This window comes from Roseibium sp. R5 (genome assembly GCF_055755305.1).
Map to the genome: position 1 here is coordinate 470885 of NZ_CM146910.1, position 22275 is coordinate 493159.

The 22275-nt window shown below is 56.2% G+C and carries 20 protein-coding genes; 14 read left to right on the plus strand and 6 right to left on the minus strand.

What is annotated here, in order from left to right; translation table 11 throughout:
* Positions 1-7: 7 nt before the first annotated feature.
* A complete protein-coding gene (gene bfr, locus AC0J4F_RS02205) occupies positions 8-493 on the minus strand; it encodes a bacterioferritin (protein ID WP_133948856.1) in 486 nt (161 codons plus the stop codon).
* A gap of 17 nt (positions 494-510) precedes the next feature.
* A complete protein-coding gene (locus tag AC0J4F_RS02210) occupies positions 511-753 on the minus strand; it encodes a (2Fe-2S)-binding protein (protein ID WP_133948858.1) in 243 nt (80 codons plus the stop codon).
* Positions 754-877: 124 nt separating this feature from the next.
* Between AC0J4F_RS02210 and AC0J4F_RS02215 the strand changes: the two genes are divergently transcribed.
* From AC0J4F_RS02215 to AC0J4F_RS02225, 3 genes are all read left to right on the plus strand, one after another.
* Complete coding sequence (locus AC0J4F_RS02215) at positions 878-1636, plus strand: SDR family NAD(P)-dependent oxidoreductase (RefSeq protein WP_209172374.1); 759 nt, start codon at positions 878-880, stop codon at positions 1634-1636.
* A 180-nt stretch (positions 1637-1816) separates the two neighbouring features.
* The gene (locus AC0J4F_RS02220; protein ID WP_209002335.1) at positions 1817-4252 is read left to right on the plus strand and encodes a methyl-accepting chemotaxis protein; all 2436 of its coding nucleotides are present in this window, start codon (positions 1817-1819) and stop codon (positions 4250-4252) included.
* A gap of 145 nt (positions 4253-4397) precedes the next feature.
* Entirely contained in the window at positions 4398-5351 is a 954-nt protein-coding gene (locus tag AC0J4F_RS02225; RefSeq protein WP_473025291.1) for a class I SAM-dependent rRNA methyltransferase, read from the plus strand.
* Between the two features lie 3 nt (positions 5352-5354).
* Here the strand turns inward: AC0J4F_RS02225 and AC0J4F_RS02230 are convergent, their stop codons facing one another.
* Together AC0J4F_RS02230 and AC0J4F_RS02235 are read right to left on the minus strand one after the other, a co-directional pair.
* Entirely contained in the window at positions 5355-8510 is a 3156-nt protein-coding gene (locus AC0J4F_RS02230; RefSeq protein ID WP_473025292.1) for an efflux RND transporter permease subunit, read from the minus strand.
* 3 nt (positions 8511-8513) lie between these two features.
* Positions 8514-9647: an efflux RND transporter periplasmic adaptor subunit gene (locus AC0J4F_RS02235; RefSeq protein WP_473025293.1), complete on the minus strand. Its 1134-nt coding sequence runs from the start codon at positions 9645-9647 to the stop codon at positions 8514-8516.
* A gap of 229 nt (positions 9648-9876) precedes the next feature.
* Between AC0J4F_RS02235 and AC0J4F_RS02240 the strand changes: the two genes are divergently transcribed.
* The 8 genes from AC0J4F_RS02240 to AC0J4F_RS02275 all read left to right on the plus strand — a co-directional run bounded on the left by AC0J4F_RS02240 (position 9877) and on the right by AC0J4F_RS02275 (position 16049).
* Positions 9877-10491, plus strand: coding sequence for a TetR/AcrR family transcriptional regulator (locus AC0J4F_RS02240; protein WP_166672694.1), 615 nt, complete (start codon positions 9877-9879; stop codon positions 10489-10491).
* Between the two features lie 93 nt (positions 10492-10584).
* Complete coding sequence (locus AC0J4F_RS02245; RefSeq protein WP_473025294.1) at positions 10585-11427, plus strand: TrmH family RNA methyltransferase; 843 nt, start codon at positions 10585-10587, stop codon at positions 11425-11427.
* Positions 11427-12287: an SDR family oxidoreductase gene (locus AC0J4F_RS02250; protein WP_473025295.1), complete on the plus strand. Its 861-nt coding sequence runs from the start codon at positions 11427-11429 to the stop codon at positions 12285-12287. Before AC0J4F_RS02245 ends, AC0J4F_RS02250 begins: the two co-directional genes overlap by 1 nt.
* 80 nt (positions 12288-12367) lie before the next feature.
* Positions 12368-12820 (plus strand): YtoQ family protein, encoded by a 453-nt coding sequence (locus AC0J4F_RS02255; RefSeq protein WP_133948876.1) that lies wholly within the window; start codon positions 12368-12370, stop codon positions 12818-12820.
* A 271-nt stretch (positions 12821-13091) separates the two neighbouring features.
* Positions 13092-13292, plus strand: coding sequence for a cold-shock protein (locus tag AC0J4F_RS02260; protein ID WP_008195161.1), 201 nt, complete (start codon positions 13092-13094; stop codon positions 13290-13292).
* Positions 13293-13420: 128 nt separating this feature from the next.
* Positions 13421-14689, plus strand: coding sequence for a TCR/Tet family MFS transporter (locus AC0J4F_RS02265; RefSeq protein WP_473025296.1), 1269 nt, complete (start codon positions 13421-13423; stop codon positions 14687-14689).
* On the plus strand, positions 14686-15354 hold the full coding sequence (locus AC0J4F_RS02270) for an alpha/beta hydrolase (RefSeq protein WP_473025297.1): 669 nt from the start codon (positions 14686-14688) through the stop codon (positions 15352-15354). The genes AC0J4F_RS02265 and AC0J4F_RS02270 overlap by 4 nt, the downstream gene beginning before the upstream one ends.
* Before the next feature lie 104 nt (positions 15355-15458).
* Positions 15459-16049: a hypothetical protein gene (locus AC0J4F_RS02275; RefSeq protein ID WP_473025298.1), complete on the plus strand. Its 591-nt coding sequence runs from the start codon at positions 15459-15461 to the stop codon at positions 16047-16049.
* Between the two features lie 59 nt (positions 16050-16108).
* Here the strand turns inward: AC0J4F_RS02275 and AC0J4F_RS02280 are convergent, their stop codons facing one another.
* Entirely contained in the window at positions 16109-17152 is a 1044-nt protein-coding gene (locus AC0J4F_RS02280; RefSeq protein WP_409685971.1) for a M42 family metallopeptidase, read from the minus strand.
* A 285-nt stretch (positions 17153-17437) separates the two neighbouring features.
* Between AC0J4F_RS02280 and AC0J4F_RS02285 the strand changes: the two genes are divergently transcribed.
* Together AC0J4F_RS02285 and mepA are read left to right on the plus strand one after the other, a co-directional pair.
* A complete protein-coding gene (locus tag AC0J4F_RS02285; RefSeq protein WP_306148200.1) occupies positions 17438-18523 on the plus strand; it encodes a patatin-like phospholipase family protein in 1086 nt (361 codons plus the stop codon).
* 149 nt (positions 18524-18672) lie between these two features.
* Positions 18673-19677, plus strand: a complete 1005-nt coding sequence (gene mepA / locus AC0J4F_RS02290) for a penicillin-insensitive murein endopeptidase (protein WP_473026395.1) — start codon at positions 18673-18675, stop codon at positions 19675-19677.
* 20 nt (positions 19678-19697) lie between these two features.
* On the opposite strand, the gene AC0J4F_RS02295 is transcribed toward mepA, so the two are convergent.
* On the minus strand, positions 19698-20216 hold the full coding sequence (locus AC0J4F_RS02295; protein ID WP_473025299.1) for a GNAT family N-acetyltransferase: 519 nt from the start codon (positions 20214-20216) through the stop codon (positions 19698-19700).
* Positions 20217-20457: 241 nt separating this feature from the next.
* Between AC0J4F_RS02295 and lepA the strand changes: the two genes are divergently transcribed.
* Positions 20458-22263: a translation elongation factor 4 gene (gene lepA, locus AC0J4F_RS02300; protein WP_209172353.1), complete on the plus strand. Its 1806-nt coding sequence runs from the start codon at positions 20458-20460 to the stop codon at positions 22261-22263.
* Positions 22264-22275 lie beyond the last annotated feature (12 nt).

The following is a 22275-nucleotide window of genomic DNA, read 5'->3' on the forward strand; positions in this document are numbered from 1 at the left end:
GCTGCAGCTACTCTGGCGTATCTGCTGACTGGGCTTGCAAGAGTGAATAATTGTCGATCCCGATGCGCTCGATCAGAGCCAACTGGGTCTCAAGAAAATCGATGTGGCTTTCTTCATCGGAGAGCAGGGTCTCGAACAGTTTCATTGAGACATAGTCGCCCTGCTCACGGCAAACTTCACGCGCTTCGTGGTAGAGGGAGCGGGCTGCGTACTCAGCTGCCAGATCGCCTTCGAGGCATTCTTTCACCGATTGACCAATGCGCAGCGGATCGAGCGTTTGCAGGTTCGGGAACCCCTCCAGGAACAAGATTCGGTCCATCAGATCCTGAGCGTGCTGACGTTCCTCTTCCGCCTCTTCCAATTCTTTGGCAGCGAGTTTTCCAAAACCCCAATCCGCTAGCAAGCGGCCATGCAGCCAATATTGGTTGACCGCTGTCAACTCGTGCCGGAGAGCCTTGTTCAAGTAGTCAATGACCCGCGCGTCGCCCTTCATCAGTCCCTCTTAAAAGCTCAACGGTTCTCGGCTTTGCGCCCGGAAGACGCCCGCCGCTGTTTAGGTTTCTCATTCTCTGGTGTGTTTTCGTGAATAATGTCAATGACACTTGGAAAACATCCACCGCAACGCGGCCGGCACCCCAAATAGCGGAAGACAGATCCAGGCGTTGGGATTTTACCATTCGGATCGTCACGCATCTCTGCCGCAGCTTCGCGTAATTGCTTGTCTGATAATACATTACAGGAGCAAATGAGCATACTGGGGTCTGGCCGTTACGAGGACTTCATCGCATATAGTGTTTGACAGATGGCAGCGGCATACAGAAACCGTACTATAAAAGTCAACTTTTTAGAGCATACTTAGCACCTGGCGGATCAGCAAATGAACAATGGCAAACCGACTGACGAACGGCGGACACTGGTTCTCACCGGAGCCAGCCGTGGTATCGGGCACGCGACAGTCAAAAAGTTCTCCGCGGAAAACTGGCGTGTCATTACATGTTCCCGGCAAGCCTTTTCCGACAAGTGTCCCTGGCCGATGGGACCGGAAGATCATATCCAGGTCGATCTCTCAGATCCGGAAAACATGGGGTTTGCGATCCAGGAAATCCGGAAGAGGCTTGAGCCCAACGGATCCCGGCTCCATGCTTTGGTGAACAATGCAGGGATCAGTCCGAAAGGAAACGGCGGGGAACGGCTCAATTCGCTGAACACTCCGATGCATGAATGGCGGAATGTCTTTCAGGTGAATTTCTTTGCCCCCATTTTGCTCGCAAAAGGATTGTTCAGCGAACTTAAAGCGGCCACTGGCTCGGTGGTGAACGTCACTTCCATTGCGGGTGTCCGGGTGCACCCGTTTGCGGGCACGGCCTATGCCACGTCAAAGGCAGCGCTCGCGTCCCTTACGCGGGAAATGGCTGCAGATTTTGGGCCGCATGGCGTTCGGGTAAATGCGATCGCGCCCGGCGAGATCGATACATCCATCCTATCTCCCGGGACAGAGGACATGATTGAAGATATTCCCCTTCGCCGTCTTGGTCAGCCGAACGAGGTTGCCGAGACAATTTACTATTTGTGCAGCGAAACGTCGTCCTATGTGACGGGGTCAGAAATTCATATCAACGGCGGTCAACATGTTTAATAAAAACTCAATAATCGCTTTCAAAACTCTCTCCGTTTTTTTCCTTACGCAAAAATATTAATGTCATCACGTTTAGATTTATAATTCTGCTTAGTAATTTTATGCATTTTTACCTATTCTTCATCGCTACCCCCCATAACTTGGTCAGTAATCACAGTTTTCCGGACGTGCGGGGATTCGATGAAACGTGCCTTGAAGTGGTTGGTTGATCTGAAGTTCGGCTTCAAAGTCAGCGGCGGTTTTGCAGCAATCTTGCTATTGACCGCGATCGTTGGCGGTGTTGGATATTTTGCGATATCTTCGCTGTCTGCAAGATTTGAAGTGGCTGATCAATCAGCAAATGTTGGGCGGCAAGTTCAAAGCACCTCATTGGTGCGCGAGAACTATTTGAACGCGCCAACGCCGGAGCTCGCGGAAGCAACCCGCCAAGAGATCGCCGGCCTCAATTCTTCGCTTCAAACCCTTGCGAACGATGTCGCGGGAGACCCAACCGCAGCGTCTCAAGTGGATACAGCGATTTCTGCGGTCGGAGAGTTTGGAACAACCTTCGACGAGGTTGTGAACCAGACACAGCAGCAGGCTGACCGATTGAAATCTTTGAAATCCAGCGTACTGGAACTGGAAAACCTAGCGGTTTCTATCGCCGATGCTGTTCTGTCCGAAGAGAAAAAGGTTAGCGCAGACGTTTTCTCAGCCAACGGAACGTTGGAAGACGCAAACCTCATGCTGCGCGGCGTATTTGATTTGCAGGACGATGTGTCCAAGATCCAGTTCGCCTACCTGAAAAGCAACGGCTCTCTGGACGGTGACGCTCTCGAGCAAAGCATGAAAATCTCAGCAGAGATCGTCGACCGGACCCGCGAGATGCGGTATCGCCAGATCGAAGGCATTGAGCGTAAGACTGTGAGCAAACTCGCTGGTCAAGCCAACAAGCTCAATAAGGCGATCGCGCGGTTGAAAGAAGATCTTGGCTTTGCAGAGGCCTACGAGGCCAGAACCGCTGTTGGTACGACCCTCGATGCCATTACCGAGCTCGCTTACCAAATTCGAGAGCAAGCGATCGCTGCAGTCAGCAAATCAAAGGCAACCGTTCTGACCGCCAATACGCGGCTTGGCAGCATTAAAACGGTCATGATCGAAGCGACGGCTCTCGGCGAGCATGCATTGCGCGCCGAGGCTGAGACACTCGCCCTGTTTGGCAACTTTGGCATCAGCGATCCGGCAGGTGTGCAAACAGAGATCACTGAGCTGGTTAAACTGGAAGAAAAACTCGTCGGGTATGCAGATGTTCTGCCCAGCACAGCGGATGCGATCAACAGCATCGCAATCTCCATCGCGAGTTTCGATCGCGCCTTTCAGGACATGCTGTCTACAAAGCAAGACCTGCAGGCAAAACGGGCACAGCTGGATACGCTGACCAAGCAAGTCAGCGCTGAAATTGCCGGGATTTCTCAAGCTCAATCTGAGGCAGCCGGTGCCGCTGCAACAGCTGCCGAGCTCCAGATCGCAATGACTGTGCTTCTTTCCATTCTGGGCGGTGTCGGTCTGGCGATTGTCCTGAACCTTGCCATCACCCGGCCGATCAAAACGATTACGGATGTGATGAACAGCCTGGCTGGCGGCAACAACGAAGTCGCAATCCCGGGAATCGACCGCGGTGATGAGATCGGTGACATGAGCCGCACGGTTCAAGTCTTCCGTGACAACGCGGTTGAGCGCGCAAACCTGCAGGAGCGTAACGCGCAAGAAGAGGCCGCTCGCCAGGAACGTCAACAGCGGATCGACAATCTGATCCAAGGCTTCCGTGCAACAGCCGAAGAGGCAATTGGCTCTGTGGAGTCCACCGCCGACAGCCTTGATTCAACTGCTCGCGCCCTGACGGATATTGCACGCGACAGTGCTGGTCACGCGAGCGAAACACAATCGTCGTCCAACGAGACAACCAACAACGTGCAGACTGTTGCCAGCGCGGCAGAAGAGCTTGCGGCGTCCATCGGCGAGATCTCCCGTCAGGTAGCCCAAACCACGGACATCGTGGAACGAGCCACAACCGGCACCCGCATCACCAATCAGAAGGTCGAAGGCTTGGCAGAAGCGGCGACAAAGATTGGTGAAGTGGTCACGCTCATCCAGGCCATCGCCGAACAGACAAACTTGCTTGCCCTGAACGCAACGATCGAGGCAGCGCGGGCTGGTGAAGCTGGCAAGGGCTTTGCGGTTGTTGCGGCAGAAGTCAAAGAACTCGCGACGCAGACGTCGAAGGCGACCGAGGAGATCAGTTCCCAGATCACCGCGATCCAGACAGCAACCAAAGACTCCGTTGTCGCGATCGGTGAAATCGCCGAGACCATGACAGAGGTCAACAGCTACACGACGGCCATCGCCTCCGCTGTGGAGCAGCAAGGTGCGGCAACCGCAGAGATCTCGCAGAACGTTCAGCGGGCTGCTGAGGCAACTGGTGCCGTTTCCTCGTCCATGACACAGCTTTCGCAGGCAGTCGATCAGACGTCCTCTTCAGCCGACATGGTTCTGGCAGCCTCTGGTGAGCTGAACGAAAAGACCGACCAGCTGAAGTCAGAAGTGGAGACCTTCCTCTCGGAAGTGGCTGCTGCCTGATCAGCAAATACTTAAAGATCAAAAAAGGCGGGTGTGCTGGTCACCCCGCCTTTTTCTTTGTTAGGCCCTGCCTCAACGTTGACCTTGAAGCAGCATAGCTCTAAGGCGTGGTCGAACCCCTTCGTGACTGACGAGAGAGACCACCGTGGCGGAAAAAACCGACGCGCCAGAATTTGCAAAACCCGGACAGCCGCCCGTGCAGGCATGGCCCGTGATCCTTGAGACCCCTGGCTGGAAGGACTACCGCCTTTTGGACATGGGCGAAGGTCAGAAGCTGGAGCGCTACGGACGCTATACGATCGTCCGGCCGGAACCACAGGCCATGGGCAGCCGCCGCCTGAAGACCGCTGTGTGGGACCGCGCCAATGCCGTCTTCTCCGGCGATACGGACGAAGAAGGACCTGGCCGCTGGAAGTATTCCGGCAACGTCTCGGAAACCTGGCCAATGTCCTACGGACCGGTCACTTACAATGGCCGGTTTATGTCATTCCGCCACGTTGGCGTCTTTCCGGAACAGGCCGCGCATTGGGATTGGGTCAACTCCAGAATCCGGGCCGAGAAGAAGAAAAACCCGGAGAAGCCGCTGAAGATCCTAAATCTCTTTGGCTATACTGGTTTGGCGTCGCTCCTACCGGCGACCGAAGGCGCACAGGTCACCCATGTCGACGCCTCCAAAAAGGCGATCGGCTATGCTCGCGAAAACCAGGCTCTTTCCGGACTGGAAGATCTCCCGATCCGATGGATCTGCGAAGATGCGTCCAAGTTTGTGGCTCGCGAAGTTCGCCGCGGCAACACCTATGACGGCATTATTCTGGACCCGCCAAAGTATGGGCGCGGCCCAAAAGGCGAGGTTTGGGACATCTACACCAGCTTGCCCGGTATGCTGAAAGACCTGCAGCAGCTGCTGGCAAAAGACGCTCTCTTCATGATCTTGACCGCCTATGCGATCCGCTCCAGCTTTGTCTCGATCCATGAGCTCATGGCCGAAACCTTGTCCAGGCAAGGCGGACGGCTGGAATCCGGCGAGTTGGTCATCCGCGAAGAAGACAGCACGCGTGCCCTTTCGACATCTCTCTTCTCCCGCTGGAGCAGCCGCTAACGCCTACTCAGCCGCGAGTGCTATGGGGCGATTGTCGTTCGACCAATCTGTATCGTCATTTTGACTTGGGGTGTCTTCGGCTTTCGCCCTGCTCCGCCGTGCATAAACCAATGCGAACATGGGCGGTGCGAAATAGAACGAGATCACGGTCGACAGCAACACGCCGCCGGCGATCGACATGGCGAACGGTGGCCAGAACCCACCTCCGGCCAGGATCAACGGTAAAAACCCTCCGAAGGTCGTAAGCGTTGTGGAGATGATGTGCCGGCCCGACCCCATTACCACGTCGACCATCGCCTCCCGATCACCATCGACCGCCCGGCTGTTTTGCTGAAGACCGGTCAGGATGATGATGGCTGCGTTGATTGAAACGCCGATCGAGCCGATCACACCGATGATGGCGTTGATGCCGAACGGGTACTGGAAGATCGCCAACGCCAGTATGCTGAGCCCCGCCGACAGCCCGGACACCACCAGCGTGACAGCGGACAATCGGAACGAGTTGAAGGTCAAAACGATCGCTGCAATCGACAATGGCACGATCAATCCAAGCGAGCCGATCAGATTGTTCAACGTGTCAGAACGCGCATCGGAGTCGCCGCCGGTTTCGATACGGTAGCCGTCCGGCATTGCGAAGCCGGCCAGGTTCATCTCGCTTTGGAGCTTCTTCAGGGCTTCTTCCGGCAAAACACCATACTGGACGAATGCCTGAACCGTGTTGGTGCGTTCTCCATTCCGGCGATTGATTTCACCCTCAGAGGGCTCCAGACGAATGTCCGTGATCGCAGACAATGGCACCCCGTCATAACCAGCTGTTCCGGCCGCTCCGATCGCGGGCAACAACGGCAGGCTCGCTATGTCAGATAAGTCGCTGCGGGCAGCATCGCCGATCCGGACGCGCACCGGTAGTTCTTCTGTGCCTTCAATCAGACTGCCCCCGACAGCCCCTTCCAGGGTTGCCTCGAGTTGACGGGCAACATCCGCCAGGCTCAGCCCGACAAGCCGTGCCTTGTCCTCATCGACCGAAAATTTCAATTGCGGTGCGCCGCTTTCCAGCGTTGTCCTCACAACGGTCACTTCCTCGATGCCGGAAGCAAGTTGGCGCAAGGCATCCCCGCGTTCGCGCAAGACGTCCAAAGACGGGCCGACTAGGCGCAACTCGACCGGCGCATCCACCGGCGGTCCCTGAACAAGATCCCGCACAAGAATCCGCGCGTTCGGATACTGGGCGGTCAGGTCGCCTTGCAGCCGTGGCACCAGATCTGCTGTCGTATCCGGTGAACTGGTGGTGACGAGTGCCTGAGCGAAAGCCGGAGCGCGGTCCTGGTTGCCGACAATGTTGTAGTAGAAGGCCGGAGCGCTCTTGCCCGCAACCCAAACCACTTTTTCGATGCCCTCTTGATCGGACAGGAATCCATCCATGGAACGAACCACCTCGGATGTTTCGGCAATCGCAGTACCATCAGAAAGTTCCACTTCAATGTGGAACTGATCCCGGTCTACGCCCGGGAAAAACTGTGCAGTCAGAGTCGGCATGCTCATGAAACCGATCACGGGCAAGACCAGCGCAAACGCTACCGAACTTGCCGGGTTTCTCATGGCGAGCTGCAGTGAGAACCTGAATGGCACGGACACCAACTTACCGGATTGGAAAGAACGGCGCTTGGTCTCTAATCTCGTTGCAGGTAACAGCCAGCCGGCGATTGCCGCCGTCAAGGTCACGGCAACGAGGAACGACCAGACAAGCATGATGATCACGGCAATCGCGATCGCCCCGACGAAGTCTCCAGCCGGTCCCGGCAGCAGAACCATGGGCAAGAAGGACAGGGCCGTGGTGGCGGTCGACGCCAGCAGCGGTGCAAAGAGGCGTCGAACTGCCTTGCGGACAGCCTCACGCCGTTCTTCTCCGCGCGCCAGAGCCTGACCGATTTCGTCAGTCATGACGATACCGGCATCAACCAGTAGGCCGAGAGCCACGATCAGTCCCGTAAGCGACATCTGATGAAGCGGCAGGTCAATCATGCTCATCGTTGCAAAAGAGGCCAGCGTGACCACAGGCAACACCATTGCAACGATCACTGCCGACCGCAGCCCCATCGTGACAAGCAGCACGCCAATCACCAAGGCCATACCGATGGCTATGTTGACGCCAACATCTGTCAGACGGTCGATCGTGTAGCGGCTTTGATCGAACACGAGTTGATGCTGGATTGAATGCGGCATATCCGTTTCAAAGGCAGCAATCCGGTCACGAACACGGGTCATCCAGGTGTCCACCTGCAGGCCATCCGCAATCTTCGCAGCAACGAGTATTGCCGGACGCCCTCCTGAGAAGGCGAGCTCTTCAGCGGGTTGGCGGATGCCCTTCGTGACGGTGGCAACATCGCCAACGCGGGTCACCAGACCATTGCTTGCAGTTGTCACAGGGATGGCGCGGATCCGGTCAATCGCGGCAATTTCTCCAGACACCTCGATCAGAAATTCGCGGTCCGGACTGCGCAGGCGGCCTGCACGGACCTTAGCATCGGCGTTTTGTATGGCAGAGGCGACCTGATCCACAGTCAAAGATAAGGAAATGAGCGTTGCCGGATCTATGCGAACCAGAATCTCTTCTTCCATCTCGCCGAAAATTTCGACGGACTTTGTGCCGGGCACATTCCGGAGTGTATCAGACAAAACCTCGGCATAGCGAAGCATGACTGCCTGAGAAACCGAGTCATGCTCGGGAACAAGTGCGCTGATAGATGCGAAAGCACCAGCACCGTCAGTGCTGAACTCCGGCTCCATAACACCTTGGGGAAATTCGCGCGTGGCGTCGCCGATCTTGTCCCGGATCTCCGACCACGCCTGTTCAATCACGTCTTCAGTCAACGTGTCGAGCAGCTCGATCTGAATAATCGAAATCGAGGAGGCCGACGTCGATTCAATAACATCAATCTCTTCGACTTCGCGGAGCTCTTCCTCGATCTTTTCCGTGACCAAAGCCTCGACACGCCCCGGATCAGCGCCTGGGTAGACGGTCGTGACCGTTGCAAAAAGGTTGGTGATCGTCGGATCTTCCTGCCGGCCAATGCCGATCAGCGCCGTCGCCCCGGCTGCCAAGATCACAAGAAGCGTCAGGACTACCAGACGGGGTTGGCGAAAGAACAGGGTTTCCATGCCTCAGCCTCCCGCCTTTGCAAGGTCTACAGCTTGGCCAACGACAACCCGGTGAACGCCATCCCGAACAATCAGGCTGTCTGGCGTCAAGGTCCCGCGGACAAACGCCCGCCCCTCTTCAGCATGCAGGACTTCCACAGCTTCCCGCACCACAACGTATGTCGGGCTGGGCGCAGCGCTATCCACATCCTCGGCGACGGTCAGCACGGTCCAGAGACCGCGCGGACCTTCTTTCAATGCGGAAACCGGGATCCAGGCGCCTTCCGTCTCCACGCGCTCAACAATTGACAGTTCCGCCAATCGTCCAAAAGCGGGTGTTGCTTCCGGTGTATCGAGTTCAAACAAGGTCTCGATTGTCCGGGTGCGGGTTTGAAGGTCTGGACGAAGCGCTGCCAAGCCGGCCTTAAACGTCCGGCCCGAGATCTGGATGTCATAGCTGTGCGACCGATCCAGCCGGTCGACCACTTCCGGCGACAAACCGATGCGGACCGTTGGCCGTGAACTCTCCAGCAACCGTAGAACGGGCGTTGCCGGAGACGCTGTTGCTCCGTCGTCCAAGAGGCGCTCTCCAACCCGGCCCGAAAACGGCGCTTTCAAAACCGCTTTATCAAGATTTATATCGATGTTGTCGATCGCAGCATCGATCTGCGCGATCGTGGCGTCCAAACGGCTGAGGGTCAGGCGGGCCTCGTCGAGCACCTGCGCACTGACATGACCATTGTCCTTCAGCAGCTGACGGCGGTTCAACGTCAGCGAGGCCAGTTCCCGATCACTTTCAGCCGCTTGACGATTGGCGACCTGGCGCCGGCGGTCCGCCTTAAGTGTCCGTGTGTCGAGAACAGCAATGACGTCGCCTTCCTCGACCAGGTCACCCTCATCGACCCGAACCTCTCGAACTGTCCCGGAGAGCTCGAAGGCCAGGTCCGTGCTGCGTGCGGGTTCAAGCCTGCCCACAAAACTGCGCTCGACATCATAGCCGGTCTCCCAATACGGTGTGAATACATCCACAACGGCCAGGGGCGAGGGTTCAACGGATGGCTTTTCTTCTGCACGCATCTGGATGGTGGTGACCCCGATCATCACCGCAGCGGCGGCAAGACCGACATTGATGGAAAAGGTCGCCGTACTCAGCGCCATTCTGCCAAAACGCCGGAGCCTGCTTTTACTGCCGGTCGTCTTTGGCGCTGGGGTCTGATGATCCTTCGACATGGCACATTCTCACCTTGTCCGCTGGCTGCCGGTGCGATTTCGGGGAGCATCGTCTTCCCAATGTAAGCAGCACTAACTATGTTACCGTTGCTAACATATGTTAGCGGAATTAACTTCGGCAAGAGACACAACAAGAAAAAATTCGGAAACGCCTTACATGGCCAAAACAGAAATTCATAAAAAAGCGGGCTACCACCATGGTGATTTGCGCGGTGAATTGATCGCCGCAGCGCGCCAACTTATTGAAGAACATGGGCCGGATGGGTTTTCCATGTCTGATGCTTGCCGTCTTGCCGGTGTGAGTACGGCGGCGCCTTACCGGCATTTTTCGTCCAAACAGGATCTTTTGAGCGAGATCGCAAAAGACGGCCTTAATCGCCTTGGAATCGACATGGAAGCCCGAGCCTCCAAGCAGGCGCGCGGCACTGTTCAGTCGATTGCCGCGATGGGGCGCGCCTATGTTGCGTTCGCAAGACGCGAGCCGCACACGTTCCGGCTCATGTTCAGCACAATGTCTCATCATGACCGAATTGATGAGCTTAAGCAGGTTGGCCGCGGATCCTATGGTGTCTTGCTCCGAGAAGTCGCAGACTATCTGGGCGAGCCGGACATAAACGAGACGGTACTCCGCACATCCTTCCCATTGTGGACACAAGTCCACGGGCTATCGTTCTTGGCGATCGACGGCAAACTGGATGTGACGGAGTTTCCGGTCGACATTGAAGACTCTATTCTGATCGCGACAGAACGTCTGCTTCCATCGGTGCCGTAGGTCGCTTCTTGACCCGGTCGGTCGCGGGGACTAATCCAATCCAAACTGTCTTTAGAATTCAGCTGGCTCAAGAAGAGCCCTTGGAGCTCCCGCATGCCGCAGACCGGCAAACCTCAAAAAATCGGCGCGGTCAAACAGATCACGAGCCATTCGAATCCGATCGTTAAGGAAATCAAAGGGCTTGTAGCCCAGCGCAAGCACCGCACCCAGTCCGGCCTGTTTGTCGCCGAGGGACTCAAATTGGCGACCGATGCCATGGCTGCCGGCTGGGGCGTCCGCTACCTCGCCCTTGGCCCAGAGGCACGCGACAACCCGGTTGCCCAAAAAGCCGCGGCGACGGCCAAGGCACGCGGCGCACTCGTCCTTGAAGTCTCGACCGCAGTCATGAGCGCCATGACCCGCAAGGACAATCCCCAGATGGTTGTGGGTGTTTACGAGCAAAACATCGTCAGCGCCCGGGACATTGATCCGCAAGGCACCACCGTCTGGGTCGCGCTGGATCGGGTAAGGGATCCTGGAAATCTCGGTACAATCATCCGGACGGTGGATGCGGTCGGCGGCAGTGGCGTGATGCTGGTTGGCGATTGCACGGATCCATTTGCCGTCGAAGCCGTCCGCGCCACGATGGGGTCGCTGTTCCATGTGCCCCTTGCAAAGATGACAAAGGACGAGTTCAAGGCGCTTGCAAAAGACTGGCCCGGAACCGTTGCCGCGACGCATTTGAAGGGTTCGGTCGACTACCGCACACCGGACTACAAACAACCAGCCCTGCTCGTCATGGGAAACGAGCAGAAGGGACTGGAAGACGATATGGCTGAGGCATGCCGGACCTTGATCCGGATCCCGCAAGTGGGGGAAGCCGACAGTCTGAACCTTGCTGTTGCCACCGGCATCTCGCTTTATGAAATCCGCCGCAACTATCTGGAGCTGTCGTGATGCGCCTGTTTGTTTTTGGTGTCGGGTATTCTTCAAAAGCGATTATCGAAGAAGTGCGGGATCGCTTTGATTGGATCGGTGGCACGACACGGTCTGCGGAAAAGACCAGTGCTCTCCGCGAAAACGGTATTGAGCCGTTTATGTTCGATGGCGAAACTCCTGGCGACGGGATTGCGGACGCACTTTCAACAGCAACCCATGTGCTTGTGTCCATTGCCCCAAATGAGGCCGGCGACCCGGTCCTCAATCAGCACGGCGCGGATATTGCCGCAGCCTCTCCGAAATGGGTCGGCTACCTGTCGACTGTCGGCGTTTATGGAAACCACGACGGGGCTTGGGTGGATGAAACCACCGCTTGCAAACCGGTCTCCAAACGCTCAGTCCAACGCGTCGCCGCTGAAGAGGCCTGGCTTTCTTTCGCAGAGCGGACCTCGGTGCCTGTTCAGATTTTTAGGCTCTCCGGAATTTACGGGCCAGGCCGCAACACGTTCGAGAACTTCAAAAAAGGTCGCGCCCGGCGCTTGATCAAGCCCGGTCAGGTGTTCAACCGGATCCATGTCGCGGACATTGCAGGCGCGGTTTCAATTGCCATGCAGTCGCCAAAGACACGCATTTTCAATGTCACGGATGACCAGCCTGCGCCGCCGCAAGATGTCGTGACATACGCTGCTGAACTGCTGGGTGTGACACCACCGCCGGAAGTTGCCTTCGAAACAGCGGACCTCACACCAATGGCCCGGTCATTTTATGGTGAGAACAAACGGGTTTCGAACGAACGCGTCAAAAACGAACTCGGCTATACCTTCCGCTATCCGGATTATCGGATTGCCTTAAACACTCTTGTCCAGAACTACGGTTGACACCTGCGAACCGGTTTTCCAGTTTCTGGCCAACGGATGCGGCACATTGCCCGCATCCCTCGACCCAGAAAGGCAAGAACATGAGTGAATGGCGCGTTTATCTCTCCGGTGAGATTCACACCGACTGGCGCGAACAGATCGTTAGCGCAACGGAGGCCGCCGGATTGCCGGTCAGTTTTTCTGCACCGGTCACCAACCACGAGGCCAGCGACGATTGCGGCGCAGCGATTCTCGGCGGCGAAGACAAGAAGTTCTGGTACGATCACAAAGGCGCGAAGGTGAATGCCATCCGCACCCGGACACTGATTGAAAAGGCCGATATCGTCGTTGTCCGGTTCGGCGACAAGTACAAGCAATGGAATGCAGCCTTCGATGCCGGCTACGCTTCAGCCCTTGGTAAGTCATTGATCATACTTCACGATCCGTCCTTGACCCATCCTCTGAAGGAAGTTGATGCTGCAGCTCTTGCTGTCGCGGAAACCCCGGACCAGATCGTCAAAATCCTCAACTACGTCATCAACGCAGAACTCTAAGTTCAACCGCCCAATCTTGTATTTAACGATTGAGCAACCATATCAAGTCAGTCTAAGTGGTCTGAGTTCATACGAAGACTGCTCAGACCGGCTGTAGTTTTTGGTTTTCGGCCGCTTGTATTTTCTTCCTAATTGGAACAAGCGCCAGACAAGCCTCCCGCTGCAGACTTGTATTTTAGTATTACAATAAAGAACTGTCATCAAAGCTTTGAAATGCTGCGCTAGACAAGCGCGCTGATGCTTTGATGCAAGAAATTGGAAAGAAGACTCCATGCTACATGGAAACGTAAAATGGTTTGATAAGGGCCGCGGTGTCGGCACGATCGAACCCGAAGACGGGGACGACATCCTCGTTGACATCACGGCTTTGCGCCGGTCCGGCATCGACTCGCTGAAGGAAGGCCAACTCGTGGCATTCGATCTTGAGTGGCGCCGTGGCCAGATGGTCGCCGAAGACCTCAAAGTCCTGTAAGGCCAATCGGCACTTGCGGTATGGAAGGGCGGTTTCACCGCCCTTTTTTGTTGGCCAATCCCCAGAAACACTCTTGCCTGAAACTGGCTTTGCGCGTTTCCTTCAAGTCGTATTGAAGGAACAATTCTTTGCCCGGCCGCCCGAAGCGATCCAACGCGCTTATCTTCATCTTCATTACCTTGACCATCAATGCGATGGGCATCGGTCTCATGATACCGGTGATGCCGAGCTTATTGACCGAACTCACCAGCCTGCCTGTCGGTGAAGCTGCACTGTGGGGTGGATGGCTGAGTGTCGTCTTTGCCTTGATGCAGTTCTTATTCGGTCCAACGCTTGGCAGTCTGTCTGACAGGTTCGGACGCCGGCCCGTTTTGCTTATCTCTACGTTGACGGTGGCGGCAGATTATCTCCTGATTGCTCTGTCCTGGAACCTTGCGGTGCTGTTCATTGCTCGAATGATCTCCGGGATTGCCGGTGCCACCTACTCTGCGGGAGCGGCTTACATTGCAGATATCTCGGAGAAGGAAGACCGAGCGAAGAATTTCGGCCTTCTTGGTGCGGCTTTTGGCGTCGGCTTTGTGCTGGGACCGGTCATTGGAGGACTGCTCGGGGAGTATGGATCCCGAGCCCCGTTCTACACCGGTGCTGCATTATCCTTCGTCAACTTCCTCTTTGGCTATTTTGTGCTGCCAGAAACACTGAAACTGGAAAACCGTCGCGCCTTCAATTGGAAGCGCGCCAATCCATTCGGCGCCTTAAAACACATCTCTTCCAACAAGGAGGTGCGTGTGCTCCTGTTGGCGCTACTTCTGTTTGACATTGCCCACTACGTTTATCCGGCTGTCTGGAGCTATTTCACTGCAGAAGTCTTTGCCTGGACCCCAGCCGATATCGGCTTGTCCCTTGCCATAGTCGGGTTCGGTTACGCAATCGTGCAAGGATATCTGATCCGCGTTCTGGACCGCCGGATCGGGATCGGCGCCATTCTCATGATTGGCCTCACATGCAACCTGATTGCGTTTATTGCTCTTTCCGTCGCTGAAAGCGGCTGGGTCGCTTATGCGTTTATTGGATTTGCTGTTATGGGCGCGCTTGCGACACCTGCCTTCACCGGCTTGATGTCCAACCGGGTTCCCGACAACGCGCAAGGCGAACTGCAGGGTCTGATCGCGAGTGCAGCCGGGCTTGCCATGATAATCAGCCCCTTTGTCATGACACAGAGCTTTTCCTTTTTTACGAGGGACGGGACAGACCTTTACTTCCCAGGCATCCCGTTTGTGATTGCCGCAGTGCTGATCTCATTATCTGGCTTAATCGCACTCCCGTTCCTCAAAAATCAACGGATCGCCTTAGCAAACACGCAAACGGCCCCTTCGCAAACGCCGGTGAAAGAATGACCTCGTCTGCGTTCAACCCGTCGCTTGACGGGCCTCGTCTTGCACCGCTCTCCGGAGGCGCTGCAGAACAACTGGTCGTCATCCTCCATGGTTATGGCACTGACGGCACCGACCTGATAGATCTCGGCCGGGCTTGGCAACAGGCTCTTCCCGACGCAGCTTTCGTTGCGCCCAATGCTCCTGAGCCCTTGCCATTTGAAGCCTTTGGAGGGCGGCAGTGGTTTGCCCTGGAAGAGCGGACACCGCGGGAGTACGAAATCGGTGCGCAAGCGGCTCAACCAGCGCTCGACCGGTTCCTTGATGCCGAACTGATCTCCCTGGGTCTCAACGATGCAGCTCTTGCATTGGTTGGTTTCAGTCAGGGAGCCATGATGACGTTTCAAGCGGGTCTGCGCCGGAAAACACCGCCCGCCTGCCTTCTGGCCTACTCAGGTCTTTTGCCGGGAGTTGCGGCGCGCCAGGTCCTCTCAGCACCTCCTCCAACCTTAATCGTGCATGGCGCAGATGATGATGTCGTTCCTGCCTATCATCTCGAAGCCGCACGAACCGCACTAGCGCAGGCTGGTGTAACAGTCGAAGCGCATTGCCTGGATGATTTGGGACATGGCATTGACGAGCGCGGGCTCATTTTGGGGCGCCAATTTCTTGAAAAGACATTCCTCTAGCCGTCACATGAGCCCCGGCAATTGGTTAATGGGTTCTTAACGGTTTTGGTCCAGTCTCTTAACGAAGTGTCTCCTTGTTAACTGGAGACTTTCCGGAGCGCGTCATGCAAATCTCGATTGAAACCACAACACAAAGCACCAGCCTGTTGTCCGCGTCGTTTCAAGGCTCCGGAAATCCGTCTGCAAAGCCGGAGGCTGAAGACGGAAAGCCAGGTCAACCGCCCAAGGATACCGCTGTCAGCCTATTGGAGGCTGCCTCACAAAAGGCAGAAGAAGACGCGGTGGTGATTGCAGCCCTTCGTGAAGCCGTTGAAGACGGCAAAGAGGGCGACGAAGACGAGAAAGACGGCGCGCTGGCGACCGTCGAGGATTATCAGAAAACGGCTGGTCAGTTGAAATCGGCACTCGGCGAAGATGGCAGTGTCTCCAGTGCGTCCCTCGCCTATGAAAGCGCGACAATCTCGACAACAACGATTGAAGCCGAGATCGACGGGGAAACCGTTTCTGCGCAGTTCGTCTCGTTCGAACGGGTGTCCTTCAATTCCGAGACCGGGCTCTCGGTGCGCTCTGCAAACGCTTCCACCATTGAAGGCGAATTTGACAACGGATCCTTCAGCTACCAAAGCGCCGCAGTCAGCGAGCTCTATGCTGGTACCGGGTCACAGATTTCCAAGCTGGCGGGTCTAACCGCCTAATACCAAAAGCACCGAGCAAAGCGCCCAGGGCACCAAACGCGCCCTGAGCTGACACATCATCAAGCTTTTTTCAAATACGCGGCAAGAATGTCGAGGGCTGCCTGAAGGTCGGACTTGTGGATCATCTCTGTAACCGTGTGGATGTAGCGGGTGCCGACCACGATCCCGACAGCTTTCGCACCTGCCGCCGCCTGCTGAGCAGCCGCACCGTCCTGACCACCTGCTGCCAGCATTGTGCGCTGATACGAAATCTCTTCCTTCTGAGCCAGCGCTTCAATCTCCTTCACCAGGTCCCGATCGGCAATGAAGCTAGAGTCCTTGACATGGAGGCCGAACCCCTCGCCCTGCACCGTAGTACGATCCTGTTCCGGAACTCCCGGCGTATCGCAGGCCAGTGTAACGTCGATGCCCAGTCCGATGTCCGGTTTGATAGCAAACGATGCGGTGCGTGCGCCCCGCAGACCCACCTCTTCCTGGCAGGTGAAGGCGACATGGATTTCACACTCGTGCTTGGACTTGCCCAGCGCCTTGATGGCCTCGATCCCGAGCCAGCAGGCAATCCGGTTGTCCAGTGCCTTTGACACGATCTTTTCGCCGATTTCGATCAAAGGCTCATCCATGGTGACCATATCGCCGACCTTGATGAGATCCTTGGTGCTCTCTCCAAGACCCAAGTCCACAACAAAGTCCTTGGGCTCTGGAACCTTCTTGCGTTCCTCGGGAGAAGAAATATGGATCGGCTTGCCGCCCGGGTTCATGACACCCTTGTAGTCGCCATCGTCCGTCGAGACGAGCACGCGGCGGGAGAACAGGTTGCGCGCGTCAAAGCCGCCGACCGGCTGAACATGCACAAACCCCTTGTCGGTCACATGCGAAACCAAAAAACCGATCTCGTCCATGTGACACAGCAACATGACCTTCTTCGGATCCCCTTTCTTCGGCTTCTTGCGAGAGTTCCGGCGGCAAAGCAGCGAGCCCATGGGGTCCGTTGTCACCTCATCAAAGAGCCCTTCGATTTCGGATTTGATCAAGTCCCGAACCCGATGCTCATGACCCGGCACACCTGGTGTTTCACAAAGACGTCGAAGCAGATCGATATTCATGGAATGTCCTGTTTGATATGAAAATCGCCGCGATCCTAATCTGAAATTTCACCCTGGACAAAGGCTGAGTGGAAACAAGCCACCCGCTCTCGCGGCAAAAAGCGCTACATGCCGCGCAGTGATTTACCAAAATCAAGTTATGTCGACATTTTGCGGCTGAATCTCACCAACTGCCATTGCTGTGACGTAATTCCCGTCAAATAATTGATTTTGGTATAACAAGGCATTCAGACGACGTTACGGCAGTTCGACTGGAAACCCATCAATTGAACAAGGGGATTTTTCATGACCCAGAAGAAGCGCTTCATACTCTCCATAGATGGTGGTGGTGTCCGGGGTCTGATCCCGTTGCGCATTCTGGAGTCTCTGGAGAGCCGCCTCGTGCACCGCGGCGTCACGCAGCCGATGCACGAGCTCTTCGATCTCATGGCCGGCACCTCGACCGGCGGTTTGATTGCAGCCGGACTTTCCGCCCCGAGGCCTGGCGGCAACAAGGGGGAAGCCGCAGCAACGATCTCAGAACTTCGGACATTTTATGAGCGCGATGCCCGCGAGGTTTTTTCATATTCGCTAAGCGCACGCCTTGCCCGTGCATTCACCAATCCGCTTGGTCTGTTCGATGAAACGTACGATGCCCGTCCTCTCGAAAAGATCCTGAAGGAGCAATTCGGATGGACGTCCATGGCAAGCGGCCTGTGCAAGCTGGTGCTCACCGCCTACGACATTGAGCAGCGCAAAGCCGTGTTCATGACCAATGGACTGGAGCAAAACGGCAGCCGGCCTGACGATTATTATTTCTGGCAGGCCGTGCGGGCAACAACCGCAGCCCCCTCTTATTTCGAACCCGCAAAAATCGAAAACCTGACCCGCAAGCGCGAAGAACCCATGGTGGACGGCGGCGTCTTCATGAACGACCCGACCATTGCGGCCTATCTGGAAGCGCGCAAACTGGGTTGGGATACTGAAGAACTGGTCATCATTTCACTCGGGACGGGACGGGCCCAGGAACGAACCTTCTCCTATCAGGAGGCCGTTGGTTGGGGAGCCCTCGGTTGGATGCAGCCGTCCAAGGGTGTGCCTATCCTTTCCATCTTCTCAGATGGCCAAACCCAGACGGCATCTTACCAGGCGACCCACTTGTTCAATGAGTTGCCCAATGTCACCTATCACCGGATCGAAGGGGAGCTTGAGGCGAGCGCTGAAGACTTCGACAACGCACGACCGGGTAACATTTTGACCTTGAACGGTGCGGCAGATCGCATGATCCGCGACAATACCGTGCTTCTGGATAACCTTGCAGATCTGTTGAAGGATCACGTGGAAACGCGCGAAAAAGATGCCAGCGATGCCGTTTTGGGGCATGCTGCATAAAAGGGCGCCCGAAACCTCAGGAGCCAGCATCTTTGTGCACTTGGTTTCGGCCACAGAGCATGAGGTCCGCCGTGACGCATCGCAACTTCGCAAGCCGGAAGAAAACCACGCTCAAGGCAATCGTCTTTGCTTTTGGCGCACTCCCGTTTTTGCCTTTGATAGGTGTTGCGGCAGAACCCGTTCCGTCTGCGAAACCCGGCACGGTCATTCCACCGGCGGCTTCAGCGGTCCAGAAGGTCGCCGGAATTCCAATCCCGGTTGAAAAGCGGGCCGTACCGGAGGGGTATCAACCGTCCAAGCCAAAACTCGTGTTGCGTGGCAGTCAGCCCGCCAAGGACTATTTTGGCTATGTGGACGGTCCAGCCCCTTTGAAAGCCCGTGCCATTGGCTCTTATGCAAAGGGATGTCTTGCCGGCGGGGCCATGCTGCCAACCGATGGACCGACTTGGCAAGCGATGCGCTTGTCACGCAATCGCAACTGGGGCCATCCGGAGTTAATCGATTTTCTCAAAGATCTTGCCAAGGACGCACCGGGCCTTGGCTGGAACGGACTTCTCGTGGGTGACCTTGCACAACCGCGCGGTGGCCCCATGGTGTCGGGACATGCCAGCCACCAGATTGGTCTGGATGCCGATATCTGGCTGACCGAGATGCCGCAACGGCGGCTGACACCCGAAGAGCGGGAACAGATTTCGGCAATCTCAATGCTGAAAGGCCGCCTTGATGTGAAAGGGGCGGACCGCAGCGTCGATCCGAAGAAATGGACCGATATACATGCACGGCTGATCCGGCGCGCTGCATCAGACAAACGTGTTGCCCGGATCTTCGTGAACCCGACCATCAAAAAGGCACTGTGCGAGTTTGAAACCAGCCGCGACCGGGCCTGGCTTCGCAAGGTGCGCCCATGGTGGGGACATCATTACCACTTCCATGTGCGGCTCTCCTGCCCGTCAGGAAGCGGCGGCTGCAAAAACCAAAACCCGCCGCCACCGGGCGATGGATGCGGTGAACACCTGACCTACTGGCTCTCCGATGAGCCTTGGGTTCCAAAGAACCCGCCCAAAGCCGGTGAAAAACCGAAAATCGTCAAGAAACGCCCTATGGCCCTGGCAGCGTTACCAACGGCCTGTCAAAATGTTCTGACTGCGAACTGATAGGGGCAGAATGCTCCCCTTCAAACGTCAGGACTGTCCAAGTCGGGTGTGACGATTTTCGTCAAGAAGATCAGATCAAGCCAGCGACCAAACTTTGTTCCAGCCTCCGGCAACCTGCCGGCGACTTCAAATCCAAGCTTTTTGTGAAGAGCAATTGATGCGGTGTTGTCTCCATCGACCACCCCAACAAGCACATGCACCTCTTGTGTCTGCGCCTTTTCGATGAGTTGTTGCAAAAGCTTTGCCCCGATCCCCTGCCCTTGGAACTTAGGATCAACATAGACTGTATGTTCGAGGGTCTTGCGATATCCCTCCCGCGGGCGAAACGCTCCATAGCTGGCAAAGCCAATAAGCTTGTCTTCCGGGCTGGTCGCGACGATGACGGGCCAGCCTGCGTTCTGACGCGTTTCGAACCAAGTGATGCGCTCATCCAGAGTTTCTTCTTGTGACGTCCAAGCCGCTGTTGTTTCGCGGACGGCCTGATTATAAAGCGCAAGAATCGCCGGTATATCGCCCGGCTCGGCATCTCTGAGCGGCATAAAACGATCATCTTTTTTGTAAAGGCGCGCGGCAGACTACCGGCGGCCACATGTTTCGTGCCCGATCGTACTGGTCGAGCGAAAATTACGCAATAATGTCAGGCATCCGCGGCCAATACACGCACCTTGAACGAAGTGCTGAGCCTGAAAACAGAATCCAGCATAATTATTCCTTCGCTTTTCCGCAGTAACGCGCCGCAATCCTCTGGTAGAAACGGGATTGCGGTGGTAAACGGGCGCCATGACGACGAAGACGCTTTCCAACATCCGCAATTTCTCAATCGTTGCCCACATCGATCACGGCAAATCGACGCTTGCTGACCGGCTGATCCAGATGACAGGCACCGTGACCGATCGGGAAATGACCGAGCAGCTCCTCGATTCGATGGACATCGAGCGTGAGCGCGGCATCACAATCAAGGCGCAGACCGTGCGGTTGATCTACGATGCCAAAGACGGGCAGCAGTATATCCTGAACCTGATTGACACTCCGGGTCACGTGGACTTTGCCTACGAAGTGTCTCGCTCGCTGGCGGCCTGTGAAGGCTCCCTGCTTGTGGTCGATGCCTCCCAGGGCGTGGAAGCGCAGACCCTTGCAAACGTTTATCAGGCAATCGACAACGACCACGAAATCGTTCCGGTCCTGAACAAGGTCGACCTGCCAGCGGCAGAGCCGGAACGGATCCAGGAGCAAATCGAGGATGTGATCGGTATCGACGCGTCTGAAGCTTGCATGATTTCGGCAAAGACCGGGCTCGGTGTCGAAACGGTTCTGGAAGCGATCGTCGAGAAACTTCCGGCACCGCAAGGCGACCCGGACGACACACTGAAGGCCATGCTGGTCGACAGCTGGTACGACACCTATCTCGGCGTGATGGTTCTGGTGCGCGTGATCAATGGCTCGCTCAAAAGGGGCCAGAAGATCAAGATGATGGGCACTGGTGCAGCCTATGACGTTGACCGGGTCGGTGTCATGACACCGAAATTCATGCAGGTTGACGAACTGAAGGCCGGCGAGATCGGTGTGATCACCGGGTCCATCAAGGAAGTGGCCGACACACGCGTCGGCGACACCATCACCCTTGAGAAGAAACCTTGCACCGAAGCGCTTCCCGGCTTCAAACCAGCCCAGCCGGTGGTCTTCTGCGGCCTCTTCCCTGTGGATGCCAACGACTTTGAAGACCTGCGGGCGGCGATGGGCAAGCTTCGTCTCAATGACGCCAGCTTCTCCTATGAAATGGAAACATCGGCAGCGCTCGGCTTTGGCTTCCGGTGCGGTTTCCTCGGCCTATTGCACCTTGAGATCATCCAGGAACGTCTGTCCCGTGAGTTTAATCTCGATCTGATCGCGACAGCGCCATCAGTGGTCTACGAAATGACCATGACGGACGGCACCGACATTGATCTGCACAACCCGGCCGACATGCCGGAAGTGGTGAAGATCTCTGAAATCCGCGAACCCTGGATCCGCGCGTCCATCATGACGCCGGACGAATATCTTGGCGGCATTTTGAAACTGTGCCAGGAACGGCGCGGCATCCAGGTGGATCTTTCCTATGTGGGCAGCCGTGCACTGGTTGCTTACGATCTGCCGCTCAACGAAGTGGTCTTTGACTTTTATGACCGGCTGAAGTCGATCTCCAAGGGCTACGCGTCCTTCGACTACCAGATCTCCGACTATCGCGCAGGCGATCTCGTCAAGATGTCGATCCTCGTCAATGAAGAACCCGTCGATGCCTTGTCCGTTCTGGTTCACCGCTCGCAAGCTGAGCGCCGTGGCCGGGCGATGGTGGAGAAGCTAAAAGAGCTAATCCCACGGCACATGTTCAAGATCCCGATCCAGGCAGCCATCGGCGGCAAGGTGATTGCCCGTGAAACCCTGTCTGCGCTGCGTAAGGACGTGACCGCCAAATGTTATGGCGGTGATGCGACGCGTAAGCGGAAGCTTCTGGAAAAGCAGAAGGCGGGTAAGAAAAAGATGCGCCAGTTCGGCAAGGTGGAAATCCCGCAAGAAGCGTTCATTCAAGCCCTTAAGATGGATGAGTGAGCGGATCCATTT